23 protein-coding genes are annotated in these 23135 nt (G+C 72.2%); 14 read left to right on the forward strand and 9 right to left on the reverse strand.

The window, feature by feature from the left end; translation table 11 throughout:
- The first annotated feature begins 150 nt into the window (after window positions 1-150).
- Complete coding sequence (locus tag QSK00_RS15180) at window positions 151-915, forward strand: alpha/beta fold hydrolase (RefSeq protein WP_285591936.1); 765 nt, start codon at window positions 151-153, stop codon at window positions 913-915.
- Between the two features lie 52 nt (window positions 916-967).
- Here QSK00_RS15180 and QSK00_RS15185 read toward each other — a convergent pair whose 3' ends face one another.
- Window positions 968-1531 (reverse strand): hypothetical protein, encoded by a 564-nt coding sequence (locus tag QSK00_RS15185; protein ID WP_285591937.1) that lies wholly within the window; start codon window positions 1529-1531, stop codon window positions 968-970.
- Between the two features lie 426 nt (window positions 1532-1957).
- Window positions 1958-2263 carry a hypothetical protein gene (locus QSK00_RS15190; RefSeq protein ID WP_285591938.1) on the reverse strand — a complete coding sequence of 102 codons (306 nt, stop codon included), beginning with the start codon at window positions 2261-2263 and terminating at the stop codon, window positions 1958-1960.
- A 216-nt stretch (window positions 2264-2479) separates the two neighbouring features.
- Between QSK00_RS15190 and QSK00_RS15195 the strand changes: the two genes are divergently transcribed.
- The 3 genes from QSK00_RS15195 (at window position 2480) to QSK00_RS15205 (ending at window position 5350) form a co-directional block, all read left to right on the forward strand.
- On the forward strand, window positions 2480-3175 hold the full coding sequence (locus tag QSK00_RS15195; protein ID WP_285591940.1) for a winged helix-turn-helix domain-containing protein: 696 nt from the start codon (window positions 2480-2482) through the stop codon (window positions 3173-3175).
- Entirely contained in the window at window positions 3172-4554 is a 1383-nt protein-coding gene (locus tag QSK00_RS15200; protein WP_285591942.1) for a sensor histidine kinase, read from the forward strand. The genes QSK00_RS15195 and QSK00_RS15200 overlap by 4 nt, the downstream gene beginning before the upstream one ends.
- Before the next feature lie 445 nt (window positions 4555-4999).
- A complete protein-coding gene (locus tag QSK00_RS15205; RefSeq protein ID WP_285591943.1) occupies window positions 5000-5350 on the forward strand; it encodes a hypothetical protein in 351 nt (116 codons plus the stop codon).
- 390 nt (window positions 5351-5740) lie between these two features.
- Here QSK00_RS15205 and QSK00_RS15210 read toward each other — a convergent pair whose 3' ends face one another.
- Window positions 5741-6601: an alpha/beta fold hydrolase gene (locus QSK00_RS15210; protein ID WP_285591944.1), complete on the reverse strand. Its 861-nt coding sequence runs from the start codon at window positions 6599-6601 to the stop codon at window positions 5741-5743.
- A gap of 104 nt (window positions 6602-6705) precedes the next feature.
- On the opposite strand from QSK00_RS15210, the gene QSK00_RS15215 reads away from it, so the two are divergent.
- Window positions 6706-7278: a TetR/AcrR family transcriptional regulator gene (locus QSK00_RS15215; RefSeq protein ID WP_285591945.1), complete on the forward strand. Its 573-nt coding sequence runs from the start codon at window positions 6706-6708 to the stop codon at window positions 7276-7278.
- A 77-nt stretch (window positions 7279-7355) separates the two neighbouring features.
- On the opposite strand, the gene QSK00_RS15220 is transcribed toward QSK00_RS15215, so the two are convergent.
- Window positions 7356-8141, reverse strand: a complete 786-nt coding sequence (locus tag QSK00_RS15220) for an SDR family NAD(P)-dependent oxidoreductase (protein ID WP_285591946.1) — start codon at window positions 8139-8141, stop codon at window positions 7356-7358.
- Between the two features lie 394 nt (window positions 8142-8535).
- Between QSK00_RS15220 and QSK00_RS15225 the strand changes: the two genes are divergently transcribed.
- The 3 genes from QSK00_RS15225 (at window position 8536) to QSK00_RS15235 (ending at window position 10392) form a co-directional block, all read left to right on the forward strand.
- Window positions 8536-9213: a GPR1/FUN34/YaaH family transporter gene (locus QSK00_RS15225; protein WP_285591947.1), complete on the forward strand. Its 678-nt coding sequence runs from the start codon at window positions 8536-8538 to the stop codon at window positions 9211-9213.
- Between the two features lie 47 nt (window positions 9214-9260).
- Entirely contained in the window at window positions 9261-9569 is a 309-nt protein-coding gene (locus tag QSK00_RS15230; protein ID WP_285591948.1) for a putative quinol monooxygenase, read from the forward strand.
- 118 nt (window positions 9570-9687) lie between these two features.
- Window positions 9688-10392 (forward strand): hemerythrin domain-containing protein, encoded by a 705-nt coding sequence (locus tag QSK00_RS15235; protein WP_285591949.1) that lies wholly within the window; start codon window positions 9688-9690, stop codon window positions 10390-10392.
- Window positions 10393-10444: 52 nt separating this feature from the next.
- Here QSK00_RS15235 and QSK00_RS15240 read toward each other — a convergent pair whose 3' ends face one another.
- The 3 genes from QSK00_RS15240 to QSK00_RS15250 form a co-directional block, all read right to left on the reverse strand.
- On the reverse strand, window positions 10445-10594 hold the full coding sequence (locus QSK00_RS15240; RefSeq protein WP_285591951.1) for a hypothetical protein: 150 nt from the start codon (window positions 10592-10594) through the stop codon (window positions 10445-10447).
- Window positions 10595-10929: 335 nt separating this feature from the next.
- Window positions 10930-11709 (reverse strand): IclR family transcriptional regulator, encoded by a 780-nt coding sequence (locus QSK00_RS15245; protein ID WP_285591952.1) that lies wholly within the window; start codon window positions 11707-11709, stop codon window positions 10930-10932.
- A 47-nt stretch (window positions 11710-11756) separates the two neighbouring features.
- Window positions 11757-13031 (reverse strand): MFS transporter, encoded by a 1275-nt coding sequence (locus QSK00_RS15250; protein WP_285591954.1) that lies wholly within the window; start codon window positions 13029-13031, stop codon window positions 11757-11759.
- Window positions 13032-13364: 333 nt separating this feature from the next.
- On the opposite strand from QSK00_RS15250, the gene mhpA reads away from it, so the two are divergent.
- The 4 genes from mhpA to QSK00_RS15270 all read left to right on the forward strand — a co-directional run bounded on the left by mhpA (window position 13365) and on the right by QSK00_RS15270 (window position 18731).
- Window positions 13365-15011, forward strand: a complete 1647-nt coding sequence (gene mhpA / locus QSK00_RS15255) for a bifunctional 3-(3-hydroxy-phenyl)propionate/3-hydroxycinnamic acid hydroxylase MhpA (protein WP_285591955.1) — start codon at window positions 13365-13367, stop codon at window positions 15009-15011.
- Between the two features lie 58 nt (window positions 15012-15069).
- Window positions 15070-16059: a gamma-resorcylate decarboxylase gene (gene tsdA, locus QSK00_RS15260; RefSeq protein ID WP_285591956.1), complete on the forward strand. Its 990-nt coding sequence runs from the start codon at window positions 15070-15072 to the stop codon at window positions 16057-16059.
- Between the two features lie 123 nt (window positions 16060-16182).
- Window positions 16183-18105, forward strand: a complete 1923-nt coding sequence (locus QSK00_RS15265) for a maleylacetate reductase and hydroxyquinol 1,2-dioxygenase domain-containing protein (RefSeq protein ID WP_285591957.1) — start codon at window positions 16183-16185, stop codon at window positions 18103-18105.
- A 92-nt stretch (window positions 18106-18197) separates the two neighbouring features.
- Complete coding sequence (locus QSK00_RS15270; RefSeq protein ID WP_285591958.1) at window positions 18198-18731, forward strand: glutathione peroxidase; 534 nt, start codon at window positions 18198-18200, stop codon at window positions 18729-18731.
- Window positions 18732-19321: 590 nt separating this feature from the next.
- Here QSK00_RS15270 and QSK00_RS15275 read toward each other — a convergent pair.
- Window positions 19322-20641, reverse strand: a complete 1320-nt coding sequence (locus QSK00_RS15275) for a PP2C family protein-serine/threonine phosphatase (RefSeq protein WP_285591959.1) — start codon at window positions 20639-20641, stop codon at window positions 19322-19324.
- A gap of 236 nt (window positions 20642-20877) precedes the next feature.
- Here QSK00_RS15275 and QSK00_RS15280 point away from each other — a divergent pair, with 236 nt between their 5' ends.
- Entirely contained in the window at window positions 20878-21138 is a 261-nt protein-coding gene (locus QSK00_RS15280; RefSeq protein WP_285591960.1) for a hypothetical protein, read from the forward strand.
- Here the strand turns inward: QSK00_RS15280 and QSK00_RS15285 are convergent.
- Window positions 21118-22398, reverse strand: coding sequence for an MFS transporter (locus QSK00_RS15285; RefSeq protein ID WP_285591961.1), 1281 nt, complete (start codon window positions 22396-22398; stop codon window positions 21118-21120). The genes QSK00_RS15280 and QSK00_RS15285 overlap by 21 nt on opposite strands.
- 260 nt (window positions 22399-22658) lie before the next feature.
- On the opposite strand from QSK00_RS15285, the gene QSK00_RS15290 reads away from it, so the two are divergent.
- On the forward strand, window positions 22659-23132 hold the full coding sequence (locus tag QSK00_RS15290; protein WP_285591962.1) for a hypothetical protein: 474 nt from the start codon (window positions 22659-22661) through the stop codon (window positions 23130-23132).
- Window positions 23133-23135 lie beyond the last annotated feature (3 nt).

A 23135-nucleotide genomic window follows, 5' to 3' on the forward strand; every position in this document is an offset into this window, starting at 1 on the left:
CGCGCTCGACGGCGCCCGCTGGACGAGCAGCCGCTGCGTGGCGACGAAGGGCTCGACCCGGGGCAGTGCGGGCACCCTCGGCGACGGAGGGGTCGGCCGGGAACAGGACCGGCAGCGAGGCAGCGCTCCGAGAGAACAGGATGCAGCGTCATGACGGTGGTACTGGTGCACGGCAATCCGGAGAGCGCAGCCATCTGGGACCCGTTGGTCGCCGAGCTGGCACGCGCGGGTGTGGACGACGTCGTCCGGCTCTCACCGCCCGGCTTCGGCGTCCCCCTGCCGGCCGACTTCCCCGCGACGGTGACCGCGTACCGGGACTGGCTGATCGGCGAGCTCGAGCGCTTCGACCGGCCCGTCGACGTGCTCGGCCACGACTGGGGCGGCGGCCACGTCGTGACCGCGCTCATGGAACGCCCCGAGCTGGTGCGCAGCTGGGCCGACGACGCCCTGAGCCTCTTCGAGCCCGACTACGTCTGGCACGACCTCGCGCAGGTCTGGCAGACGCCCGGGGACGGAGAGGCCAACCTCGACGAGATGTTCGGCGGGACCCCCGGGGGCCGGGCCGAGCGGATGGAGTCGCTCGGGATCGGGCACGCCGAGGCCCTGCAGATCGCCGGCGTGCAGAACGAGGACATGAAGCGGGCCGTCCTCGCGCTCTACCGCTCCGCCGCCCAACCGGCCATGGCCGAGCTCGGCCGGGACCTCCCGACGCTGGCAACTCGTCCCGGCCTCGCGATCCTCGCCACCGCCGACCCCTTCGGAGGCTCCGAGGAATTCCGACGGCGCGCCGCGGAGCGCGCGGGCGCCGAGGTCGCGGTACTCGACGGGCTGGGCCACTGGTGGATGGCCGAGGACCCGGCCCGCGCGGCGCGCGTCCTCACCGCCTTCTGGCGCGCCCGCGTCTGGAGCCCCTGAGGGAGCACGCCGCGAGGACGACAGGATCCGATCGGCGCCCTCGCGCGCCGACTCAGCGCAGCCCTTCGCAGGCGGGGACCCGGGAGGCCTCGTCGAGCAGCGCCGCCGGGACCGCGAGGTCCCGCAACGTCGACGCCGTCGTGGTCACCGCGTTGGCCCGGACCTGCTGGAGCTGGTTCGCGATGGTCGCGGGGTCGTTGTCCGGGACCGCGGCGAGCGCCGCCCGCTCCTCGGAGAGCGTCGCGGCCTGCTTGCGCAACAGATCGACGACCGTGGCGGTGGCGCTCTGGCCGTCGTCCACCGGCGCCGGTCCTGCCGCGTTCACCTGATCCGCCGCGCGGCCGAGCCCGGCGATGCGCCCGTCGAGATAGGCGAGCATCAGCTGCTTGGACGCTGCCGGCTGACCGGCGATCGAGTCGGGCGGACCCGTCGTGGTGCGTGCCGGAGCGAGCCCGGTGCAGACCTGGGAGAGCCACGTCTCCGGGCTGGCCGGCGCGGAGGTGTTCTCCGGCGCGAACGGCCGGGACGAGGGCGTGTCCGCCGGTTCGGCGCCGTAGCTGCAGCCGGCGAGGGCGAGCAGGAGCGGAGGCAGGAGAGCGAGCAGCACACGGCGCACGGACGGCGTTCCTTCCGAGGTCGGGGTGGACGGGAAGGACATACCCGGACAGCGCGGTCGGACGCTTGCGATCACCTGACGATGCCCCGACACGGCGCCCTGCCCGTCACGCGGCATGTTTCGGTCGGCGACGACCCGTCCGCAACCGACCCCGGAGCCGCCATGAGCCTGCTCGGCGACGTCCTCCGTCTCATCGACGAGCCGCCGGAGGACCCCGACGACGAGCCGCACGACAGCACCCCGACCCCACCGCCGACCCCCGGGACGACGGCGAGGTTCGCCGTCGCGCCCGGAGCGACACCGGGCGCGTCCCTCGAGCGAGGACGTTCCCGGTCGGGACGGGGCACCGGGATGCCGACCGTCCCGACCGGGGCCGGCCCAGGCTCCCCCTCGATCGAGCCTGGGACGACGAATCCCGCGAGCGGCTCAGCGCTCCGCGGGGAGCTCGTGCACGGCCCCGGCAGGCGTGCGGTCCACGGGGACCGGGCCCGGCGGCGGGATCACCCAGCCGACCAGGAAGGCGAACCCGATCCCCACCACCCAGGGCCACAGCGGATGCTCGCCAGCGACGCGGTCGGGCGTCTCCCCGCGCCGCCACCCCGCGGTCATCGGGACGGGACGCGGCGGGTGTCCGGTCGTCAGGGACATCCCGGCGGCTGCGTGTCGAACCGTGGGCACGCCGAGCTCGGCGGTGGCGTCCTCGGCGTCGGCGCGCTCGCACCGTGGCCGCACGCCCGGAGGGGACAGTCCCGCCGACCGGCCGCCTCGCCCGCCCCGTGTCCCCCGCTGATGGATGGTGCCCTCCGCTCGTCGTCCCGCTCTGCAGGGATCATCGCCTCCGATCACCCGTCCGTGAGCCCGCGGACCTTGCGGTCTCCTGAAGGGTCCACGACCGGGCTCGGGGTGGAGCAGGCGGATGGAGTCGGACCCCTGGCGGGAGGCGAACCGATGGAACACAGCGGGTACGACGCCACGAGGGCGCTGCTCGTGGAGGACGACGACCGCATCCGGCGGGTCCTGGCCGTCGGCCTGGCCGACGAGGGCATCGAGGTCCGCGAGGCCGCCAGCGCCGAGGAGGCCCTCCCCCTGCTCGACGACGACGTCGACGTCGCGCTGATCGACCTCATGCTCCCCGGCCTCGACGGGATGGCCCTGTGTCGGTCGCTGCGGGAGCGGGGCGACCTGCCGATCATCATCGTCACGGCCCGGTCGGACACCGACGACGTCATCGCCGGTCTGGAGGCGGGCGCCGACGACTACGTGACCAAGCCCGTCGTCCCCGGCGAGCTCGCCGCCCGGGTCCGGGCCCTGCTCCGCCGGCGACGGCCGAGCGGGCAAACACGGCGGGAGCTCGTCGTCGCCGACCTCGTGCTGCGCCCCGAGGAGGGCGTCGTCACCCGCGCCGGTGAGCCGGTCGCGTTGACCCGGACCGAGTTCCGGCTGTTCACCGAGCTGGTCGAGGGCGAGGGCCGCGTGGTCTCCCGCGAGGACCTGCTCCAGCGGGTGTGGGGCTACGACTACTTCGGTGACACCCGCCTGCTCGACGTCCACGTCCGCCGCCTCCGGCGCAAGATCGAGCGGGACCCGGACTCCCCGTCGATCGTCCTGACCGTCCGCGGGCACGGCTACCGCGTGCAGCCGTGACGGCCCGCCGCACCGCCTCGCTGCGCGTCCGTGTCGCGGTCTCCTTCGGTCTGGTCACCCTGGTCGTCTGCGGCGCGCTCTCGATCGCCACGTGGTTCCTGACGACGAGCTACGCCACCGCCCAGCGCGAGAACGCCGTGTTGGCGCGGGTCTCCGCCGACGCGACCCTCGTCGCCGGGACCCGCCAGTTCCGGCCCGGCGGGCTGCCCGACCTCCTCGCGGGGCTGGGCGGGGAGCCTGACACGACCGTGCTCCTGCGGTCCGCGGGCTCGTGGGCGAGGTCCGGCCCGGCCGTCTCCCCCACCGCGCTCCCCCTCGAGCTCACCGGTCTGCGCCCCGGCGACCCGCCGGTCGTCATGCGGATCGAGGTCGGCGGGCGGGAGGTGATGGCAGGCTCGGCCGGGCTCGGCACGCCCGGTGATCTGCTCGTCGAGCTCGCCCCGGTCCGCGAGCTGCAGAGCACTCGCCGCTTCCTCGCGCTCCTGCTGACCGGCGGGACGGCCGCCGCGACGCTGGCGGGTGCGGTGCTCGGGGCCTGGACCGCCCGACGGTCGCTGCGCCCGCTCCACGAACTCACCGCAGCCGCGTCCCTCGTCGCGCGCGGCGACCTCGACGCCCGGCTCCCGGTCCGCGCCGACCCCGAGCTCGCCGGGCTGGCCACCACCTTCAACCGCACCGTGGAGGACCTCGGAGACCGCGTCCGCCGCGACGCGCGCTTCGCCGGGGACGTCAGCCACGAGCTCCGCTCCCCGTTGACGACGATGCTCGGCGCGACCGACGTGCTGCGCCGCCGCTACGACGACCTGCCCCCGGCCGCCCGGGAGGCCGTCGACCTGCTCGGGCCCGACCTGGACCGCTTCGTCGGGACGGTCGACGACCTGCTCGAGATCTCCCGGATGGACCAGCCGGTCGACGAGCGGGACCTCGATCGCATCGACCTCACCGCTCTGACCCGGGCGGTCGCGCGCCGGCGGGGCCTCGAGGACCGCGTGGACGTCACTCCCGGCGACACCCACGTGGTCGCCGACCGGCGCCGCCTCGACGCCGTCCTCACCAACCTGTGCACCAACGCCGCCCGCCACGGCGGCGGCGTCGTCCGCCTCGGCGTCGGACCGGCCCCGGACGCTCCCGGCACCGTCCGGCTCGAGGTCGACGACGCCGGGCCCGGCGTGGCCGCCGCCGACCGCGCCGAGATCTTCGAGCGGTTCGCCCGGGGTTCGACGGCCGGTCGGCGCGGCGCCGGTACCGGCTCCGGCCTCGGGCTCGCGCTGGTCGACGGGCACGTCCGACGACACGGCGGCCGGGTGTGGGTCGCCGACCGTCCCCGAGGCGGCGCCCGCTTCGTCGTCGAGCTGCCGGTCGCGGAGGACCCCGACTGACGGCGGCCGCAAGGCGATCGCAAGGTCAACTCGGCTGCGGGGGACGTAGACAGGGACGCGTCCCGATCGACGATCCCGAGGAGTGATCCCGTGTTCGACACGAAGCGCGAGGCCGTCGCGGCCACGACCCTCTGGCTCGGCGTGATCGCCGCGCTCGTCTACGGGCTGGGCCTGCTGTAGCTCCGCCCGTCCGACTGCCGGTCGAACCCGTCAGGCGGCCTGTCCCGTGGTTCTCCCAAAACGACGACGGATGGCGCGCTCCGCCGTCACGGCGAACGGGTCCGACGTCGGAGGAACCGGGCGGCGTCGGCTGGAGCGGGCGGACCGGTCGTCAGGAACTCGCAAGGTGGTCCCCCCTTCCGCGGCGGGTCGTCCCGGCGTTGCATGTCCGGGGCCGAGTCGGACATCGAACGGCTGCGAACCCGAGCAGAACGGAGTTCCGGACGTGACGTGCGACCCCGGGTCCGCGGACTTCTCCGACATCGTGTGCACGGAGACGGGGGTCTCGGTCCGGCAGGCCGCGGCCCGCGCGCTGATCGCCCGCGACGAAATCCTCGGGGAGATCACCTCCGGTCGGAACGGCGGCGAGCGGCACGACGAGATGATCGAGGACGTGCGGGCGCTGACCGGCGTCCTCGCGGCCGAGTTCGAGCTCGCGGCCGAGGACGTCCACTCCCTCCGCGACGCCGCCCGGTGGGCGACGGCCGCCCACCGGGCCACCATGCGCTCGGACACCTTCGCGCTCTACACGGCGTTCGCGATGCGCACCTACGACGACGGTCCGGCCCTGTGCTGAGCTCGCCGGCCTCCGCCGGAGACCGACGGAGGCACACGCCGGCCTCCTACCTCATCGACCGCCTCGTGCCGATCCTGCTCGGGCGCCGCTTCCACACCGACCGCCTGGAGGCCTTCCTCCACGTCGACGATCCGACCGGGACCAGCCCCGACGGACACGGCGGAGTCGGCTCCCAGGACTGGTCCTGCCTGCGGGATCCACTCGCTGCCGACGCTCCCCCGAGCCACACAAGGACCACGGCCGCGAGGTGCGGACGTGAGGTGCCGACGCCACCCTGACCGTCCCGGTGATCGCATGTTGGCGTCCTCCTTCGCCGTGAGAACCGGTCTCCGCTGACCTGGCGATCGCAGGCGTGTGCCGGCGAGGCTCCGCTGTCTCGTTGCCCCTGCCTCATTCGTCGAGGAAGGCGAGGACTTCCTGGGCGAACACCACGGGCTCCTGGAACAGGAAGCCGTGGTTGGCGTCGCGGTAGACCGACAGCTGACTGTTCGGGATCTCGCGGAAGAGGATCACGCTGTCGGTGATCGGGAACGCGACGTCGGTGTCGCCGTTGGCGACCAGAGTGGGGTTGGGGAGGTCCTTGAGCTTCTCGAACCAGCCCTGCTCGTTGGCCCAGAAGGCGCCGATGGCCTGGATCTGGGCCTGCTTGGTCTCGGACGAGGTCTTGACCGACGAGCCGGGCTGACCGGGCTTGTCCATGCGCGCGAGACTCTCGCGGCCCTTGCGCAGGCTGGTCTCGCTGGTGGTGAAGAAGATGTAGAGGATGTCGTCGTCCACGTAGCTGGGCTTCGCGGCGACGTCGAGCCAGTGTGCAGGTGAGGGCGCGGACTCCGGATTACCGGGCGGGCACGTCCCGGTCAGGACGAGCCGTCGCACCAGCTCCGGGTGGCGGTGGGCGACGATCGGCGAGGTCATGCCGCCCATGCTCCAGCCCAGGAGGTCGGCCTTCCCGATGCCGAGGGCCCGGATGAACGCCGCGGCGTCGTCGGCGGCCGCCTCCAGCGAGGACGGGGTCTCGCCCTCCGAGGACCCCACGCCCCGGTTGTTGAAGATGACGACGCGGCGTCGCGCGGCGAGGGTGTCGAGGAACAGCGGGTCCCAGTCGTCCATCTCGGCGCGGAAGCGCTGCAGCAGCACCAGCGGGGGCTCGCCGGGGCGCTCGACGCCCAGCTCACGGTAGGCGAACCGGGTCCCCTCGACGTCGACGAACTGGGTCTGTGCCTCGCGGGCGCTACTGATCGTGCTCGTCATCCTCGATCTCCCTTTTACCTGATAGACGTCATCTAACGCCAGACCGTAACGACCATCAGGTAACGTCGTCAACGGTCAGTCGGGATCGAAGCGGAGGGGTGCCGGTGAAGGTTTCGCGCGAGCAGGCCGAGAAGAACCGCGAGGTCGTGCTCACCACCGCTTCCCGGCGGTTCCGGGAGCTCGGAGTGGACGGGGCGTCCGTGGCCGGCATCTTCGCCGAGGCCGGTCTGACCCACGGCGCCCTGTATGTGCAGTTCCCGGGCGGCAAGGAATCCCTGGCGTCCGAAGCGATCGCGCGGGCCTTCGCCGAGCGTCGCGACATCTGGGAGGACCTCGCTTCGACCCGCGCTCCGGCGGAGGCGCTGGCGGCAATCGTGGAGAGCTACGTCTCCGCGGGACACCGGGACGAGCCGGGGGCCGGTTGCCCGACGCCGTTGATGGGCGCCGAGGCGGGCCGGCGTGGCGGCGCAGTGCGCACGGCCTACACCGACGGCGTCCGCGGCCTGCTGGACGCACTGGAGGACGTGGTGCCCGGCGAGTCCGCCGACGAGCGCCGGCGGGCCGCGCTGCGGGTCCTCTCGACGCTGGCGGGAGCCATGCTGGTCTCCCGCGCCGTCGACGATCCGACCCTGTCCGACGAGGTCCTGGCCGCAGCGCGGACCTCCCTCCCCTCCTAGGCGACCCGGTCGCCCTTCAGGCGCCCCTGCCGCCCGGAAGGCACCCCTCGAGTCGACGCCAGACCGGTCGAGAGCGGTCAGGCTGCGGTCCATCCCCCGTCGACCGAGAGCGCGGTCCCGGTGATGAAGCTCGCGGCGTCCGAGGCGAGGTAGAGGTATCCGCCGACCATCTCCTCGGGACTGGCGACACGACCCATCGGCGTCTGGGCCACGAACAACTCCTTGATCTCGGGGACGTCGTACACGCCGCCCAGGCGGGTGTGCACCGGTCCCGGACAGAGGGCGTTGACCGTGATGCCGTGCTTGGCGTACTGCAGCGCGAGCTCGCGGGTCAGGTTCACTACCGCACCCTTCGTCGCGTTGTAGGCCGACATCGGCGCAACGGTCGAGGAGCCCACGAGACCCCAGACCGATGCGGTGTTGATGATCCGCCCGCGACCACGGGGGAACATCACCTTCAGCGCCTCCCGGCAGCCGAAGAACACGCCATCGAGGTTGACCGACACCAGCCGACGCCAGTCCGCCGTGTCGGCCTGATGGACCGGGCCCGGAGCGGTGTCCACGGTCCCCGCATTGTTGATCATGATGTCGAGTGGTCCGAGGGATCGTTCCGAGAACGCGACGAGCTCGGCGACGTCGGACTCGTCCGACACGTCGCACCTCGTGGCCACGGCCCTGCCGCCCGCCTCGTTGATGGCGTCGACGGTCTCCTTGAGTCGGTCGACGTCGACGTCCGCGCAGCAGACATCGGCTCCCGCCGCCGAGAGCGCGATCGATGTCGCTGCTCCGATCCCACTCGCAGCGCCGGTGACGATGGCGGTCTTACCCGAGAGGTCGAACCCGGACAGGTCGCGTGCCGGCATGGTCACTCCTCGCCAAACATGATGTGCATCATGTAAAAAGGTTTAGCGTGTGCCGCGTCACGCTGTCAAGGACAGTTCGCGGAGCGAGGACCCGACGGGCCGGAGGTACACCGACGGAAGACGGCCGACCCTCGCCACCCCGGGGTGCGTTCGCTCCGGTGTCGCCACCTCGCGACCACAGGAAGCCCCACGTCCGACGACCCCCGCACGGTCGACGACCCGGCCCGCGTCCTCCCCGGGCCTCGAGCAGCGACTGCAGAGATGACTCCGGCGGCCCCCGAGTACCGGCACGTTAAGCCTGTGTGCCGATCGCACGAGACCCCTCACGTGGCTAGATTCCAATCTGGAACTATTTCATTTGCCCTCGATTCTGAGTCCAGAAGTAGGAGCGACCATGAGCGCTGACGCAGCAGCCCCGCCGGTTCACGAGACCTCCTCGTCGGCGGGACCCGCGCCAGCACCCGACCCCGGCAACCCCGCCGTGCTCGGCGTTCCGTGCGCGGTGATCGGAGTGGCGTCGCTGGGCCTCTTCCTGTTCGGCTACGCGCCGAACGGCTCGGCCGGCGCCGTGGTCCCCCTCTTCCTCGCCCTCGGCGTCGGCCTCTTCATCGCCGGGCGCTGGGCGATCGGGGCAGGAGTCGCGCCTCTCGGCGGGATCTTCGGCGTGTTCGGCGGCTTCTTCTGGAGCTTCGCCCTGCTCTACACCGGGTTCGTCAACGACTGGTTCGGGACGCACCCGACGTCGATGACCGAGACGGCGTCCGCGGCGGCCCTGACCGACACCTTCAGTGTCTTCACCCTCGCCTGGGCCGTCGGCGGCGTCGTCCTCGTGCTGGCCACGCTCCGGCTCCCCCTGGCGGTGTGGTTGGTCCTGCTGTTCTCCGAACTCGTGTTCGTCTTCGTGTTCCTGGCCTTCATCACCGGCACCTTCGCCGACGGGGGCATCCTCCGCGTCCTCGCCGGGGTCTCCTGCGTCGGCGCAGTGCTCGCGGGCGGCTGGGTGTTCTACGTGGCCATGAGCTCCAGCACCGGTGGGCCCGAGATCTCCCTCGGCCCCGCCCTCGTCGGATGACCTCGACCGACCGGGATCGGCCCACGAGAATCGGGCGCTTCGTCCGGATGCGCGCCAGACCCGGGCGCGGTGACGACGTCCAGGGCCTCCTCCTCCGCGTGACCGAGACCCTGAACCTCGTGCCGGGGTGTGAGCTCTATGTCGTGCACCGCTCGGCGACCGAGCCCGACACGGTGTGGGTGAGCGAGTGCTGGGCGGACCAGCAGGCCCTGGAAGCGTCGCTCGGAGCCTCGCCGCCCGAAGGCGTCGACGCGGTGCATCCCGGGGACGTACTCGCACTGCTCGCCGGGCCGCCGGAGATCATCGCCGTCACCCCCGTCGGAGGGGTCGGGCTGGCACCCGTCGAGCAGGGCTGATGCGCACCGGCCGACCCGGGTCGCCTGTCCCCCGCCTGCCGGTCGCCGGGCCGGAGTGGGCCGAGTACGCCGCTCCGCGCCGTGGCCGGGCCCCACTCCGTCGTCGATGATCGCGGGTGTGGAGCCCGATGCCTCGCCGTCCCGGACACCGGACGATCTGCTCCTGTTCGAGCTGGGTCGCCGCGTCCTGCGCCGCGACGTGGAACGGGTCGCCGCCTTCGTCGAGGGTCTGCATGCGGGCACCCGGCACCTCGATCAGCGTCGTCATGCCGTGTTCGCCGACCTGGTCGAGGAGCTCTGCGACGACCTCGTCGGCGAGCTCGGGTTCGAGGACGCGCTGGTGTGGCCCCTGCTCGAGCACCACGCCCCCGGCGCCCTGCCCTACCCGTCCCTGCGGCAGGAGGGAGCCGCGCTGGTCGCACTCGTCGCGGAGGCGCGACGCAGCACCCGCAGTGTGAACGCCGACCGGGCACGACGACCCGCCGCCGTGGCCACGAGCGACGACCACCGGCGGCTCCGAGGACTGGCCACCGCCTGGCGTCAGCTCGCCGATGCTCTGGGCGCCTTCTTCGCGGCCTCCACCGGGCCCGTCGTGGAGACCGTGCACGCGCGGGTGCCCGCAGGGGACTGGAGGCGGGTGCTCGACGTGGTCCGCGAGAGCCTGCCCGACGCCCGCAGCGCCGGCGCACGGGTCATCGAGCTGGCGACTCCGCAGGAGGTGGAACGACTGCGCGGGCAGTTGGGGCCGCGTCCGCTGGCGGGGTGGGAGCGCCACGGACGGCGGCTTCGCGCCCGGCAGGACGACGTGTTCGGTCGCTCCTGATCACCGCCGGACCGATGTGGCTACCGGCTCCGGACGTCGTGTCCGGCTCGGGTCACCATGACGGCAGGTCGGGCCGCTCGCCCGGGCGGCGCAGACCGGGCTCGACCTCGCCGCGGGCGAGGTTCTGGGTGATCAGCGCGTTCCCACTGCCCGGGGTGTTCGCGTCGCGGCCGTTCTCGACGGCCTTCTCGGTGGTCGTCATGATCAGGCCTCCTTCTCGGCCTCGACGGCGGCGCGCATCGTCTCGAGCCAGTACCCGTGCTGGACCGGGTAGAGGCCCTCGTCCTCGTTCTTCGCCCCGGAGGAGATGACGCCGTCCATGCCGAGCGAGGTCGCGACCTCTCCCGGGTGATGACCACCGGCTGGCGGCCGATGGTGGTGGTGCGGCTTCGACACCGCCTCCGATCGAGAAGCACCGGTACCGCGACGATCCCCGTTACTGCGATCTCGCCGATGGGACCAGCCGGTCGTGACGGGACGATGGTGCAGCACCGGGTCGGACGAGAGAGCCTCGGACATCGAGCTCGTCCCTGCGATTCAGCGCGCGCCGAGCTCGCTCGACACCGTCGCGGTGACCGAGAGGAGAGCGGCGACGACCCGGTCGATCTCCTCGCCGGTGGCGGTCCGGGCCGGGAGTGCGACGGCGACCACGAGTGGCAGCGAGTCGCCCGCGGTGAAGACAGGTGCGGCGATCGACGAGACGCCGGGGATCACGCCGCCGGAGGTCACGGCGTAGCCGCGGTCCCGGACCTCCTGGCCGATGCGTCCCGCCTCGTCGAGGTCGGCGTCCTCGGAGCGCAGGACCGGGTCGGTGAGCGTGGCGGGGAGGTGGGCGAGGTAGACCCGACCGACCGACGAGGCGAGCAGGGGCATCGTCGCGCCGACGCGGACGGTGATGGGCAGCGCGTAGGCGCCGTAGTCCCAGCGCACGATCACCGGGCCGGCGTCGCCCCAGACGGCGAGGTTGACCGCGTGGCCGGTGCGGTCCCGCAGCACGGGGGCGTACTCCGAGGCGAGGCCGACCTCGTCGACCCGTCGTAACGACTCGGCGCCGAGGCGCCGCATCGCCGGGCCCATGTCGTAGAGCCCGGAACTCGGGGACTGCGCCACGAGCCCGACCCGTCCCAGGCTGACGAGGTAACGGTAGGCCTTGCTGACCCCCATCCCGCCCGCGGCCGCCGCGATCGCGGTGAGGCTCATCGGACCCCGCCCCTGCTCGAGAGCGGTGAGGACGGTCATCGCGATCTCGACGGACTGGATGCCCTGGCGGGCCGGGACGGCCTCGTGGTCCGGGTCCGGGACGGCTGCGGGGGCCACGGCGACGAGCCTAGTCGGCCGGCCGTGCCCCCCGGTGGTGTCCGTGGTCAGGCGATCGCCTCCGGTCGACGCGACCCGTCGTCGGGAACCGCGTCACCGATCCGCGGCTCGCGACGGGCCGCGATCGTCGGGACGGCCGCGGCGAGGGCGGCGCCGAGGAGACCGGGCACGGCGAACAGGTAGAAGTTCCAGGCGACTCCGAGCCCGGAGGACAGGATGGCGGCGCCGAGGAGCGGGCCGGCGATGGCGCCGAGCCGCCCGACCGAGAGGGCCCAGCCGATCGCGCGTCCCCGCAGCTCGGCGGGGTAGTGGCCGACGATGAAGGCGTTGGTGAGCACCTGCGATCCGATGAAGCCCAGGCCCGCGACGAACATGAGCGCGAACAGCAGCACCAGCGGCGGGCGCAGGCTCATCACGACGAGGGCCGCGGCCCCCGCGAGGAAGGCGACGGTGACGACGGGCTTGATCCCGATCCGGTCCGCCACGCGTCCACCGGCGACCATCCCGAGACCGGCTCCGACCCACATGGCGGCGGTCTGCAGCAGCGACGAACCGAGCGAGTAGCCGGCGGCCTGCATGATCGTCGGGAGCCACGTGGAGATCCCGAAGACCAGCAACAGCCCGCAGAACGAGACGACCCAGAACAGCAGGGTGGCACCGCGGACGCCGGGCGCGAGCAGCGGCCGCAGCCCGAGGAGGGCGCCTCGCTCGGAGGCGCCGTCGGCGGTGTGCACGGGGCTCTCGGGCAGGAGCCGGATCGCGAGGGGGACCAGGACGAGGGCCGGGACGCCGCCGATGACGTAGGTCCAGTGCCAGCTGGCCCCACCGAGGATCGCCGCCCCGAGCAGCGGCGCGAGCAGGGCGCCCGCGGCGTAGCCGGACATCATCAGCCCGACGTCGCGGGCGCGGCGTCCGGGCGCGGAGAGGTCGGCGACGTAGGCGGTGACGGTCGGCAGGACGATGCCCAGCCCGACGCCGACGACGAATCGGGCCGCTCCGAACAGGGCGAACGAGGGTGCGGCGGCGCAGACCAGCATGGCGACCGAGAACAGGGTCGCTCCGGCGAGCAGGAGCCGCCGGCTCCCGTACCGGCGGATCGTGGCGGCGCAGACCGCCGCGCCGACGAGCATCCCGACGGCGACGAGGGCGCCGACGGTGCCCGCGGCGGCCTTGTCGGCTCCGAGCGAACGGTCGGCGAGCAGTGACGGGACGGTGACGCCGTAGCAGGCGAGGTCGTAGCCCTCGAGGGCGGCGAACGCCGCGGCGAGGGGCAGGACGGCGCGGTGGCTGCGCTCCGCACCGGTGGGGGGCACGTGGGACATGGCGGACTCCTGCGAGATGAGGGGTGGGCGGGATCAGTCGGTGGGTGCGAGGACCGGGACGCCGTCCCCGGGGCCGGCGGTCGTCCCGACGGCGGACCGCCCGCACGACTCCCCGCCGCGGGCGTCACCGTCGTCGTCGATCAAGCCCACGCTCCTTGTGAGGTTTGACACGAGCGGACAGTAGGTTTCACCATGAGGCAAGTCAATGCATGATGGTGAAACACGGCGGGGCAGCTGGGGTGCGCACGATCGGACTCGCAGAGCACGTCGTGACGCCGATCGCCGGCATGTCGTCCCGCCCGCTCGAGGTGCTCTCCGCGCCTCGGTCGGTCCGTGACCTCGTTCAGCCCGGTCACCGCGGCGGCAGGGACTCCGGAAGCAGCCGCACACGGAGACCGCCGTCGCCGTAGCCCAGCAGCAGGCCATCTCCTGGTGCAGTCCAGAAAGGCAGCCATGGATCTCGATGTCGCAATCGTCGGCTACGGACCGACGGGGATGACGCTCGCCGCCCTCCTCGGGCAGCAGGGCCGCCGGGTGGCCGTGCTCGAACGCTACGAGGGCCGCTACCACCTGCCCCGCGCCGCCGCCTTCGACGACGAGACGATGCGCACGTTCCAGAAGCTGGGCGTCGCCGAGAAGATGCTTCCCGGGATCAACATCCAGCCCGGGTACGTCTGGGTCAACGCGCAGGACGACGTCCTGCTGGACATCGAGTTCGACAATCCCGGCCGCTGCGGCTGGCCGTCGCAATACATGATGTACCAGCCCCACATCGAGGACGTCATCGATCGTCTGGTCGAGGGCACCCCGGGGATCGATGTCCGGCGGGGACTCACGGTCACCGCCATCACCGAACAGGAACAGGGCGTCGAACTGCGCGCCCGCAGGACGGACGGCACCGAGGACGTGATCCGCGCCCGCTACGTCGTGGGCTGCGACGGCGGCAACGGATTCGTCCGAAATCACCTGAACAGCCGGGTGGACGACTACGGCTTCTTCGAGAACTGGCTGGTCTGCGACTTCGAGCTACGCCACGACGTGCCTGGTCTGCCCACGTTCCGGCAGGTCTGCGACCCGGCAGAACCCATCGCGATCGTCAACATCGGCCCCCGGTACCACCGCTTCTCCTTCCGCCTCGACGCAGGCATGAGCCGCGACGAGGTGGTGAAGCCCGAGAACGTCTGGCCGCGGGTCGCGGCCTTCCTCTCGCCGGAGGACGCCGAGCTGATCCGGGTCGCCAACTACACGTTCCGCTCCCGAATCGTCGAGACGTGGCGGAAGGGACGGGTCATGCTCGCCGGCGACGCCGCACACGAGATGCCGCCCTTCCTCGCCCAGGGCATGGTCTCGGGGATCCGGGACGCCCGGAACCTGGCGTGGAAACTCGGCATGGTCCTCGACGGGCATGACGAGTCGCTGCTCGACCGCTATCAGCCGGAACGCGAGCCACACGTCCGTTTCATCACCGAGAAGGCCATCGAACTCGGCCGCGTCCAGACCATGCGCGACCCCGTGGAAGCTCAGCAGCGAGACGCCCGGATGATCGCCGCACGGACGGCGAACCACAAGCCGGACAAGCTCCGCTACCCACCGTTGCGGGGCGGTCTCATCGCCAACCACGGGGACCTCTTCCCCCAGGGCCTCGTCTCGACGCCCGAGCGGACCGCCTTGTTCGACGACATCGCAGGCACCGGGTGGCTCGTCGTCGCCACCGGTCGCGAGGTCCTCTCCCGACTGTCCCAGGACGATCACGACGCCTTCACCGCCATCGGCGGACGACAGGTCGCCTTCGGCATCGCCAGCATGTTCGGCGGCGCCGAGATCTCCGACAGCGGCGGCGTCTACGCCCGTTGGTTCGCCGAGACCGGCAGCGTCGCGGCGGTGGTGCGCCCCGACAGCTACGTCTTCGGTCTGGCTCGCGACGCGGAGGAACTCGTCTCCCTGATGAAGGAACTACTGCGCGCGCTCAGCCGCGACTAGCCGCATCCACCACCTCGACCTCCACATCGGCAACGAGCAACCAGGGAGCCCGGAAGACATGAACGGCAAGGTCGCCCTCGAAGAACACTTCGCCATCCCCGACACCCTCCAGGACTCCGCAGGCTTCGTCCCCGGCCCGTACTGGGACGAGCTGCAGTCCCGCCTCCTCGACATCCAGGACACGCGCCTGAAGCTGATGGACGAGCACGGGATCGACATCATGATCCTGTCGCTCAACGCACCGGCCGTACAGGCGATCACCGACCGGACCCGCGCCATCGAGGTCGCACGACGCGCCAACGACACGCTGGCCGAGGAGTGCGCCCGCCGGCCGGACCGCTTCCGCGCCTTCGCCGCCCTCCCGCTGCAGGATCCGGAGGCCGCGGCGCAGGAGCTCGACCGGTGCGTCACCGAGCTGGGCTTCGTCGGCGCGCTGGTCAACGGCTTCTCCCAGGACGCCGAGCAGGGCGACGGCCAGGACCTCCTGTACTACGACCTGCCGCAGTACCGCCCCTTCTGGGCCGAGGTCGCCCGCCTGGACGTGCCCTTCTACCTGCACCCGCGCAACCCGCTGCCGCAGGACGCCCGCATCTACGACGGCCACCCGTGGCTGCTCGGCCCGACCTGGGGCTTCGCGCAGGAGACCGCGGTCCACGCCCTGCGCCTGATGGGGTCGGGGTTGTTCGACGAACACCCGACGCTGCAGATCGTCCTCGGCCACATGGGCGAGGGCATCCCGGCCATGCTGTGGCGGGCCGACCACCGCAACGCCTGGGTCACGGTTCCGCCCGCCCACCCCGCGAAGCGACGGTTCGTCGACTACTTCACCGAGAACTTCCACATCACGACGTCCGGGAACTTCCGCACCCAGACCCTGATCGACGCCGTCCTCGAGCTCGGATCGGAGCGCATCATGTTCTCGACGGACTGGCCGTTCGAGAACATCGACCACGCCGCGGACTGGTTCGACGCCGCGACCATCTCCGAGGCCGACCGGGTCAAGATCGGGCGCACCAACGCGCGTCGCCTGTTCAAGCTGGACCGGTAGGGGCGTACACCCCTCCGGTCCACCGCGGCGGGGGCTCCACAGCTCCCCCGGTGCCGACCGACCACCTCGCCCCTCCCCGACGACGGGTCCGGAACCCGCCGTCGGGACAGGAAGGAGCTCCCGTTGGATCGCTTCGACTACACCGCACGCCCGGCCCGCATCGTCTTCGGTCCCGGACGCCTCGACGACGTCGCCGACGAGGTGTCCCGGCTCGGCCGGACCCGCGCCCTGGTGCTCGCCACCCCCGACCTGGCCGCGTTCGGCGACCGGGTCGAGAAGGCCCTCGGCGACCTCGCCGTCGGACGCTTCGACGGCGCCGCGATGCACACCCCCGTCGAGGTGACCACCCGCGCGCTCGAGGAGCTGCAGCGCGCGGGCGCGGACTGCGTGGTGGCCGTCGGGGGCGGGTCGACGACCGGGCTGGCCAAGGCGCTCGCTGTGCGGACCGGCGTCGACCAGGTGATCCTCCCGACCACCTACGCCGGCTCCGAGGTCACCGCGCTGCTCGGCGAGACCGAGAACGGGCAGAAGACGACCCGCACCGACCCCGCGATCCTGCCCGAGACCGTCATCTACGACGCCGAGCTCTCCGCTGAGCTGCCCCGCCCGATCGCGGTCACCAGCGCGGTGAACGCCCTGGCCCACGCCGTCGAGGCCCTCTACTCCCCCGACGCCAATCCCGTCGTGGACAGCATGGCCCTCGACGCGGTCGAGGTCCTCGCCGCCGGCCTGCGCCGGCTCGCGGCCGGGACCGACGACCTCGAGGCCCGCTCCGACCTGCTGCGCGGCGCCTGGCTGGCCGGCACCTGCCTCGGCGCGGTCAGCATGGGCCTGCACCACAAGCTCTGCCACACCCTGGGCGGCAGCTTCGACCTCCCCCACGCCCCGACCCACACCGTCGTGCTGCCCCAGGCGATGGCCTACAACGCCGGCGCCGCCCCGCAGGCGATGGCCCGGATCGCGACCCGGCTCGGCGTCCCGGACGCCCCGACCGCCGTGTACGACCTCATCGTCGCCGCGGGCGGGCCCACCTCGCTCCGTGAGCTCGGCATGCCCGAGGACGGCGTCGACCGCGCCGTCGAGCTCGCCACCGCCCGGCCCTACCCCAACCCGGCTCCACTCACGACCGACGGCATGGCCGAGCTCCTGCGCCGCGCCTGGGTGGGCGAACGCCCGCCCTCGGGCGCACCGTTGGCGTCCGCGGTCGCCGAGCTGACCGACCGGGTCCGCCGCTCGTTCGACACCACGGCGAACCCGCGCCTGGCCGGACTGCTCGCCGACCTGGTCGGGCGTCTGCACGGATTCGCCCTCGACAACGACCTGCGCCAGGACGAGTGGCAGGCCGGGATCGACTTCCTCACCCGCGCCGGGCACATCACCACCGACGTCCGCCAGGAGTTCGTGCTGCTCTCCGACACCCTGGGCGTCTCCAGCGCGGTCGACCTGCTGACCAACTCCCGCACCCCGGAGACGACCTCCTCGGCCGTCCTCGGACCCTTCTACGTCCAGGGCCCGCCGGAGCTGGCGCAGGGCACCGACATCTCCGGGGGCCTGCCCGGCACGCCGTTGCACGTCGACGTCACGGTCACCGACACCGACGGGCGACCGGTCGCGGACGCGCCGGTCGACGTCTGGCAGTCCAACGAGGACGGCTTCTACGACGTCCAGCTCCCCGACGTCGACGGCCCGGTGCTGCGCGGACGGCTCCGGACCGACATCGACGGCAGGCTGCGGTTCTGGTCGATCCTGCCCTGCGAGTACCCGATCCCCGCCGACGGCCCGGTCGGGGACATGCTCACCGCGACCGGCCGCCACCCCTACCGGGCACCACACCTGCACTTCCTCATCGACGCCCCCGGCCACCAGCAGCTGATCACCCAGCTGTTCGTCCGGGGCGGCCGCTACCTCGACTCCGACGCCGTCTTCGGGGTCAAGGACGACCTCATCGTCGACTTCACACCCCGGACCGGCCCGGCCCCCGACGGTCGCGACGTCGACGGCGAGTGGCGCCGGCTGGAGTTCACCTTCCGGCTCCGTCGACTCTGAATCCGTTGCCCCCTCCTCGTGCCGCGCGCGGTCGTGGCCGTCTCCGCGGCGGGAATCGCCCGCGGAAGCTCGACAGCGGCACACTCGGGTCGGTGACCACCACCCACGACTTCAGCGTCTCGGACGCGACGGGCACGACCACGTCCCTCGGGCAGTACGCCGGACGGGTCCTGCTCATCGTCAACGTCGCAAGCAAGTGCGGCCTGACCCCGCAGTACGAGGGCCTCGAGACCCTCCACCGCAGCTACCACGAGCGCGGGCTGACGATCCTCGGCTTCCCCTGCAACCAGTTCAAGGGCCAGGAGCCGGGCACCGACGCCGAGATCCAGGAGTTCTGCCGAGTCAGCTACGACGTCACCTTCCCCGTGCTCGCGAAGGTCGACGTGAACGGTCCCGACGCCGAGCCGCTCTTCGCCTTCCTGCGCGCCGAGGCACCCGGAGACTTCGGCCCCGCCTACGGCCAGTTCTACGAGGCCATCAGCCGCCTGCAGCCCGACCTCGCCACGGGCGACATCGCGTGGAACTTCACCAAGTTCCTCGTCGACCGCGACGGTCACGTCGTCCGACGCTACGAGCCACCCGTACTACCGGAGACGATCGCGGAGGACATCGAACAAGTCCTCTGACACCTGCGCTCGGTCCCCGTCAAACCGGTACCACCGCAGCACGGAGCAACCTTCTGCGTCTCGACGCACGAGCTGGCAAGCCACCGCCTCCTCGGCGACAGTCCACGATCGCGCGTTATGTCAGCCGTGAATCGGTGGAATCAGCATTGTTGAACCTCGAAGGCAGTGGCCTGCACTGCTCGAGCCCTGTGACACACATTCAGAGTGCTCGTCAGTCTCCCTACGATGATTCGCGTGCCCGACTACACGAGACCGGTCTACCACGAATTGCCGATCTCAAAGCGGGAAGTACGTGTCAGGAGAGCTTAATTGATCGACTGAAATCGCTGGAGTGCCGGCCTACTTGCTTGCCGTGCTCTGAGTTGCCGATTCTCTCGTTCTCGACCGGCTTTCGCCACAGCCCCATCTGGACCGCGGCGTGCAGGACGTTTAAGTTCGCCGTGTTCATGCCTGTCGGCAGCGCTCCGAGCTCGACGGGCAGGTGGAGGACGAGGCGACGACGATGCTTCCGAGCTCATGATGGACATCGCGTCGATCCGGAGTCGCCCAATCCAGATGCATCGCGGTAGGTGACAGGATCAGGCACCGCATCACGAATGTTGCGCCACCTCAAGCGGGCGGTCGCCTGCGCAGGTCCCGGCGAGAGCGCGGGCGACGAGCACGGCCGTGTCGTCCTGGACCAGACCCTCCGCGTGACGGAGCGCGGCGGCGCTCACGGCCTCGGCGACCGAGTCGGCCGAGCTGTCCGCAGCGAGCGAACGCAGCGCCGTGGCCACCCCGTCCTCATCGAACTGCACGCGGTCCGACTGCCGTCTCGACTCGGTCACCCCGTCGGTAAACAGGACGAGGCTGTCACCCGGCGCCAGGTCCACCGACTCGACCGCGACCTTCGCCTCGGGGAGGAGCCCGAGAACGCGTCCGCCGTCCTGCAGTGCGGTGACCATGCCCGCGCGGCCGAGCACGAACCCGGCCGGATGCCCGGCACTCGCCACGGTCGCCACGAAGCCGTCCCCCCGGGGCCGGAGAGTGGCGTACACGGCCGTCACGAAGCTGCGCCGGTCGCCGAACCACTCGACGAGGACCTCGTTCAACGCGCCCAGCACCGCCTGCGGGTCCTCCTCGGCGTGACCGAGGGCGCGGACGGTCGACCGCGCGAGGGCCGTGGTGCGCGCGGCCGTCACGCCCTTGCCGCAGACATCGCCGAGCACGAGGCCCCAGCCGCTCGGGATGGGGAACACGTCGTAGAAGTCGCCGAGGACCTCGGAGCCGCCGGCGCCGGCGCGGTACCTCGACCCGAGGTCCAGCCCCGGCGTGCGCGGCATCGATGTCGGTAGCAGCGACTCCTGCAGCGTGCGAGCGAGGTCGGCGGCCTCCTCGGCGCGCTGCTGGGCACGCCGGGTCTCGCGCCGCGCGGCCGAGGCGTGGGCGTCGGACTCCCGGGCGTGCGCCTCGGCGAGTCCCCTCGCCTCGGCGGCCTCCCAAAGCGCGAGTCGCAACGCGATCTCGCTGCTCGCGGCCTCGGCGATGTGTCGCAGCAGCGTGATGTGCTCGGGTGTCCAGCGCCGGTTCGCGCGGTCGACGAGGCATAGGGAGCCGACCACCTCGCCGTCCGGACCCCGCACGGGGAAGCCGGCCCAGGACGCCGCCTCGAGTTCCTTGGTGGTCGGCAGGTCGCGCAGCAGCGGCTCGGCCTCGACGTCGTCGACGATCCACTCCGCACCCCGCGCGACGACGAACTGGCAGAACGAGTCGCCCACGGGCACCTCGTCGGGGGAGAACGTCGGCGGCATCCCGCGCGCGCTGAGGAGCCGGGCCCGGTGCTCGTCGGCGAGGGTCACGACGGCGACCGCGACGCCCGTGAGGTCCACGGCCATCGCCGTCAGGCGATCGAACGCCGGGACCGCTGCCATGCCAGCCGTGGCCACTCGCGCTCGCGCCTCGACGAACTCAGGTCCGGCCTCTCGTCCCGTTCGATCCACCCGCACGCTCTCCGCCCTGTTCGAAACCCGCTCTGCACGGTAGATGGCCGACGATGATCAACGGTGGTCGATCGATGAGCGGTCAATTCGATCGCCCACGATGCGCACTCGGATGTGAGGATGCACCGGCCTTCCTCGGGCGAGACCGGCGACCATCGGGAGTACGCGTGCACCAGCCACGTCGGGACGCCCGGAGGCGCCGCCCCGTGCTGACCTCGCCGACCTTCTACATCACCTATCGCATCGTCCCGGTGGTCCTGGGGCTCCTCCTGGCCGGCCTGGTCATGTGGCGGGGCTGGCGCGCGATGCTGCGCGACGACCGCGACACCGGTTCGGTGGTCCTCGGCTGGCTCGTGCTGGGAGGGACGGCGGGCCTGGCGCTCTGGGGTATCTGGATCGGGATCACCTCACCGGTCCGGTTCTTCTGAGCCCTCTTCGTCGGGCCGGCGTCGGACCAGCAGCAGCGGCACCGCGAGGAGCACCGCCGGCCCGATCACGAACCACATGGCGTCGTACCCGTCCGTCGACGGGAACAGCGGTCCGGCCACGCTCACCGCGAAACCGACGAGCAGGGGCCCGGCGAGCGATCCCGCGCCCCGGCTGACCAGGAACAGGCCGGACGCCGCGCCGTGGTGCTCCCCGGGCAGCGCACGCATCAGCGCCGAGTAGTTCAGGGTCATCACGATGCCCGCAGCTCCGGCCGCGACGGGGGTGAGCGCGATCATCCAGGCGCTGTGGGACAGGCCGGCGCCCACCAGCCCGGCCCCATACACGGCCGACGCGGCCGCGAGAACCGGACGGTGGCCGACGCGGTCGGCCACCCGACCGGCCCACGGGAGCACCGCGACGAGCCCGAGCGCCACGAGCGGGAAGACCACCCCGGACACGAAGCTCGCACTGCGGCCGAGCCCGACGACGAAGAACAGGACCACGAACGCCTTCAGGCCCTGGAGCGCGAGGTTCCAGAGCAGCGTCGCTACGAGCACCACCGCGACGCCGGGCTCCCGCAGCAGGGCGAGCATCGGACGCAGCCCCCCACCGCCCGACGCGGACCGGGGCAGGCGGTGCTGCCGGTACGGCCGCACGGCGCTCACCAGCACGGCCGTGCCGACGACGACGGCGAGGGCCGACACCAGGAACACCGCCGGCTCCCAGAGGTCCAGCAGGAACCCGCCCCCGATGAGGGCCCCGCCCAGGCCCGCGAATCGCCAGGCCGAGGCCGCCGTCCGGGAGCGGCCGCTGACGTCGTCGGGCACGAGGTCGGGGTAGAGCGCCTCGTACGGCGTCAGGTACGCGAAGTGGCCGACGAAGTAGACCGCCGCACCGACGATGATCACCGCGGGCGCGACGTCGAGGGCGGCGAGGACCAGTCCCGCGACGGCGACCGGCGCGACCAGCACCACGAACCGGAGTCGGTCCCCGACGGTGCCCGCCCGACGGTCGTCGAGGAGCCCGACCAGCACCGGGACGAGGATCCCGGCCATCCCCTCACCGCCGACCACCAGCCCGGTCACCAGCGGCCCCGACGAAGCGGCGAGCAGCGTGGGCAGATAGGTCGTGAGCGCGGTGAGGGCGAACGACGTGCCGAAGGCCGGCGCCCCGAGCCGCAGCAGGAACGACCATCGGTCGCGTCCGCCGTCGGAGCCGTCGATCGCGTCGCGCGCGGGCGTCGGGCGTGACGGGGGCATCGCCCCCACCTTCCCGGACGCCCCGGCCCCCCAATCCCGGCCGGCGCGATGTGGCCCATGTCATGGCAGCGGCATTCACCCGCCGAGCGCAGTTGGTGATGCGTCCGAATGGACCAGCAACGTGCTACCCACGCGCGAATCACATCGCTCGGAGGCGACGAGCCTTGCGGGCTCCTGACGATCTCGCCGACCCGGCGGACCGCGATCACCCGCGGGCTGCGCGCCCCAGGCATGCGAGCGACGGTTCCGGGTCACTCGGCGTGGAGAGTCCCTCGGACGAGAAGGAGTCGATCCCCGTGAACGACCGGCCGCACCACGGCCGGGCGCCGCACCGCCCGGTGGTGTTCGATCCGGAGTCGGGCCGGTGGGAGGTGTCCCCGGCCTACCGGAGCAACCCGAGCATCCCGCCGCCACGCCTCTCGGAGCCCGACGACCGACCGCCGCTCGCACCGCTCGACGCGGCCGAGCTGCACACCGCGCGACACCGGCGGCCGTCGCCACCGCAGGAGCCAGGGCCGTCCCCGGCACTCGGGGCCTGGCCGACGCCAGCCGGACGACGCGTCGGCATCGCCGCCGCCTTCGTGGGGACCTTCCTCCTCGGGTATCTCCTCGGCGACGGTGTCGCCGCATCGGGTAGCCCTGGTGACCCGGACACCGGCGCGACATCCGAGAGCCACATCGGCGCCGCCGCGACCCCGGGCTCACCACGAGCCCCCTCGTCGGCGGAGTCCTAGGCC

Origin of the sequence: Actinomycetospora sp. NBRC 106378 (assembly GCF_030269685.1) — a bacterium.
Lineage (GTDB): Bacteria > Actinomycetota > Actinomycetes > Mycobacteriales > Pseudonocardiaceae > Actinomycetospora.

Bases quoted from the DNA above. Each gene is read 5' to 3' on its own strand.
- QSK00_RS15195 (WP_285591940.1), top strand. From the start codon at position 2,480: ATGGAACACAGCGGGTACGACGCCACGAGGGCGCTGCTCGTGGAGGAC.
- QSK00_RS15250 (WP_285591954.1), bottom strand. From the start codon at position 13,031: ATGTCCCACGTGCCCCCCACCGGTGCGGAGCGCAGCCACCGCGCCGTC.
- QSK00_RS15230 (WP_285591948.1), top strand. From the start codon at position 9,261: ATGCGCGCCAGACCCGGGCGCGGTGACGACGTCCAGGGCCTCCTCCTC.
- QSK00_RS15180 (WP_285591936.1), top strand. From the start codon at position 151: ATGACGGTGGTACTGGTGCACGGCAATCCGGAGAGCGCAGCCATCTGG.
- QSK00_RS15220 (WP_285591946.1), bottom strand. From the start codon at position 8,141: ATGCCGGCACGCGACCTGTCCGGGTTCGACCTCTCGGGTAAGACCGCC.
- QSK00_RS15240 (WP_285591951.1), bottom strand. From the start codon at position 10,594: ATGACGACCACCGAGAAGGCCGTCGAGAACGGCCGCGACGCGAACACC.
- QSK00_RS15275 (WP_285591959.1), bottom strand. From the start codon at position 20,641: ATGGCAGCGGTCCCGGCGTTCGATCGCCTGACGGCGATGGCCGTGGAC.
- QSK00_RS15285 (WP_285591961.1), bottom strand. From the start codon at position 22,398: ATGCCCCCGTCACGCCCGACGCCCGCGCGCGACGCGATCGACGGCTCC.
- QSK00_RS15225 (WP_285591947.1), top strand. From the start codon at position 8,536: ATGAGCGCTGACGCAGCAGCCCCGCCGGTTCACGAGACCTCCTCGTCG.
- tsdA (WP_285591956.1), top strand. From the start codon at position 15,070: ATGAACGGCAAGGTCGCCCTCGAAGAACACTTCGCCATCCCCGACACC.
- QSK00_RS15210 (WP_285591944.1), bottom strand. From the start codon at position 6,601: ATGACGAGCACGATCAGTAGCGCCCGCGAGGCACAGACCCAGTTCGTC.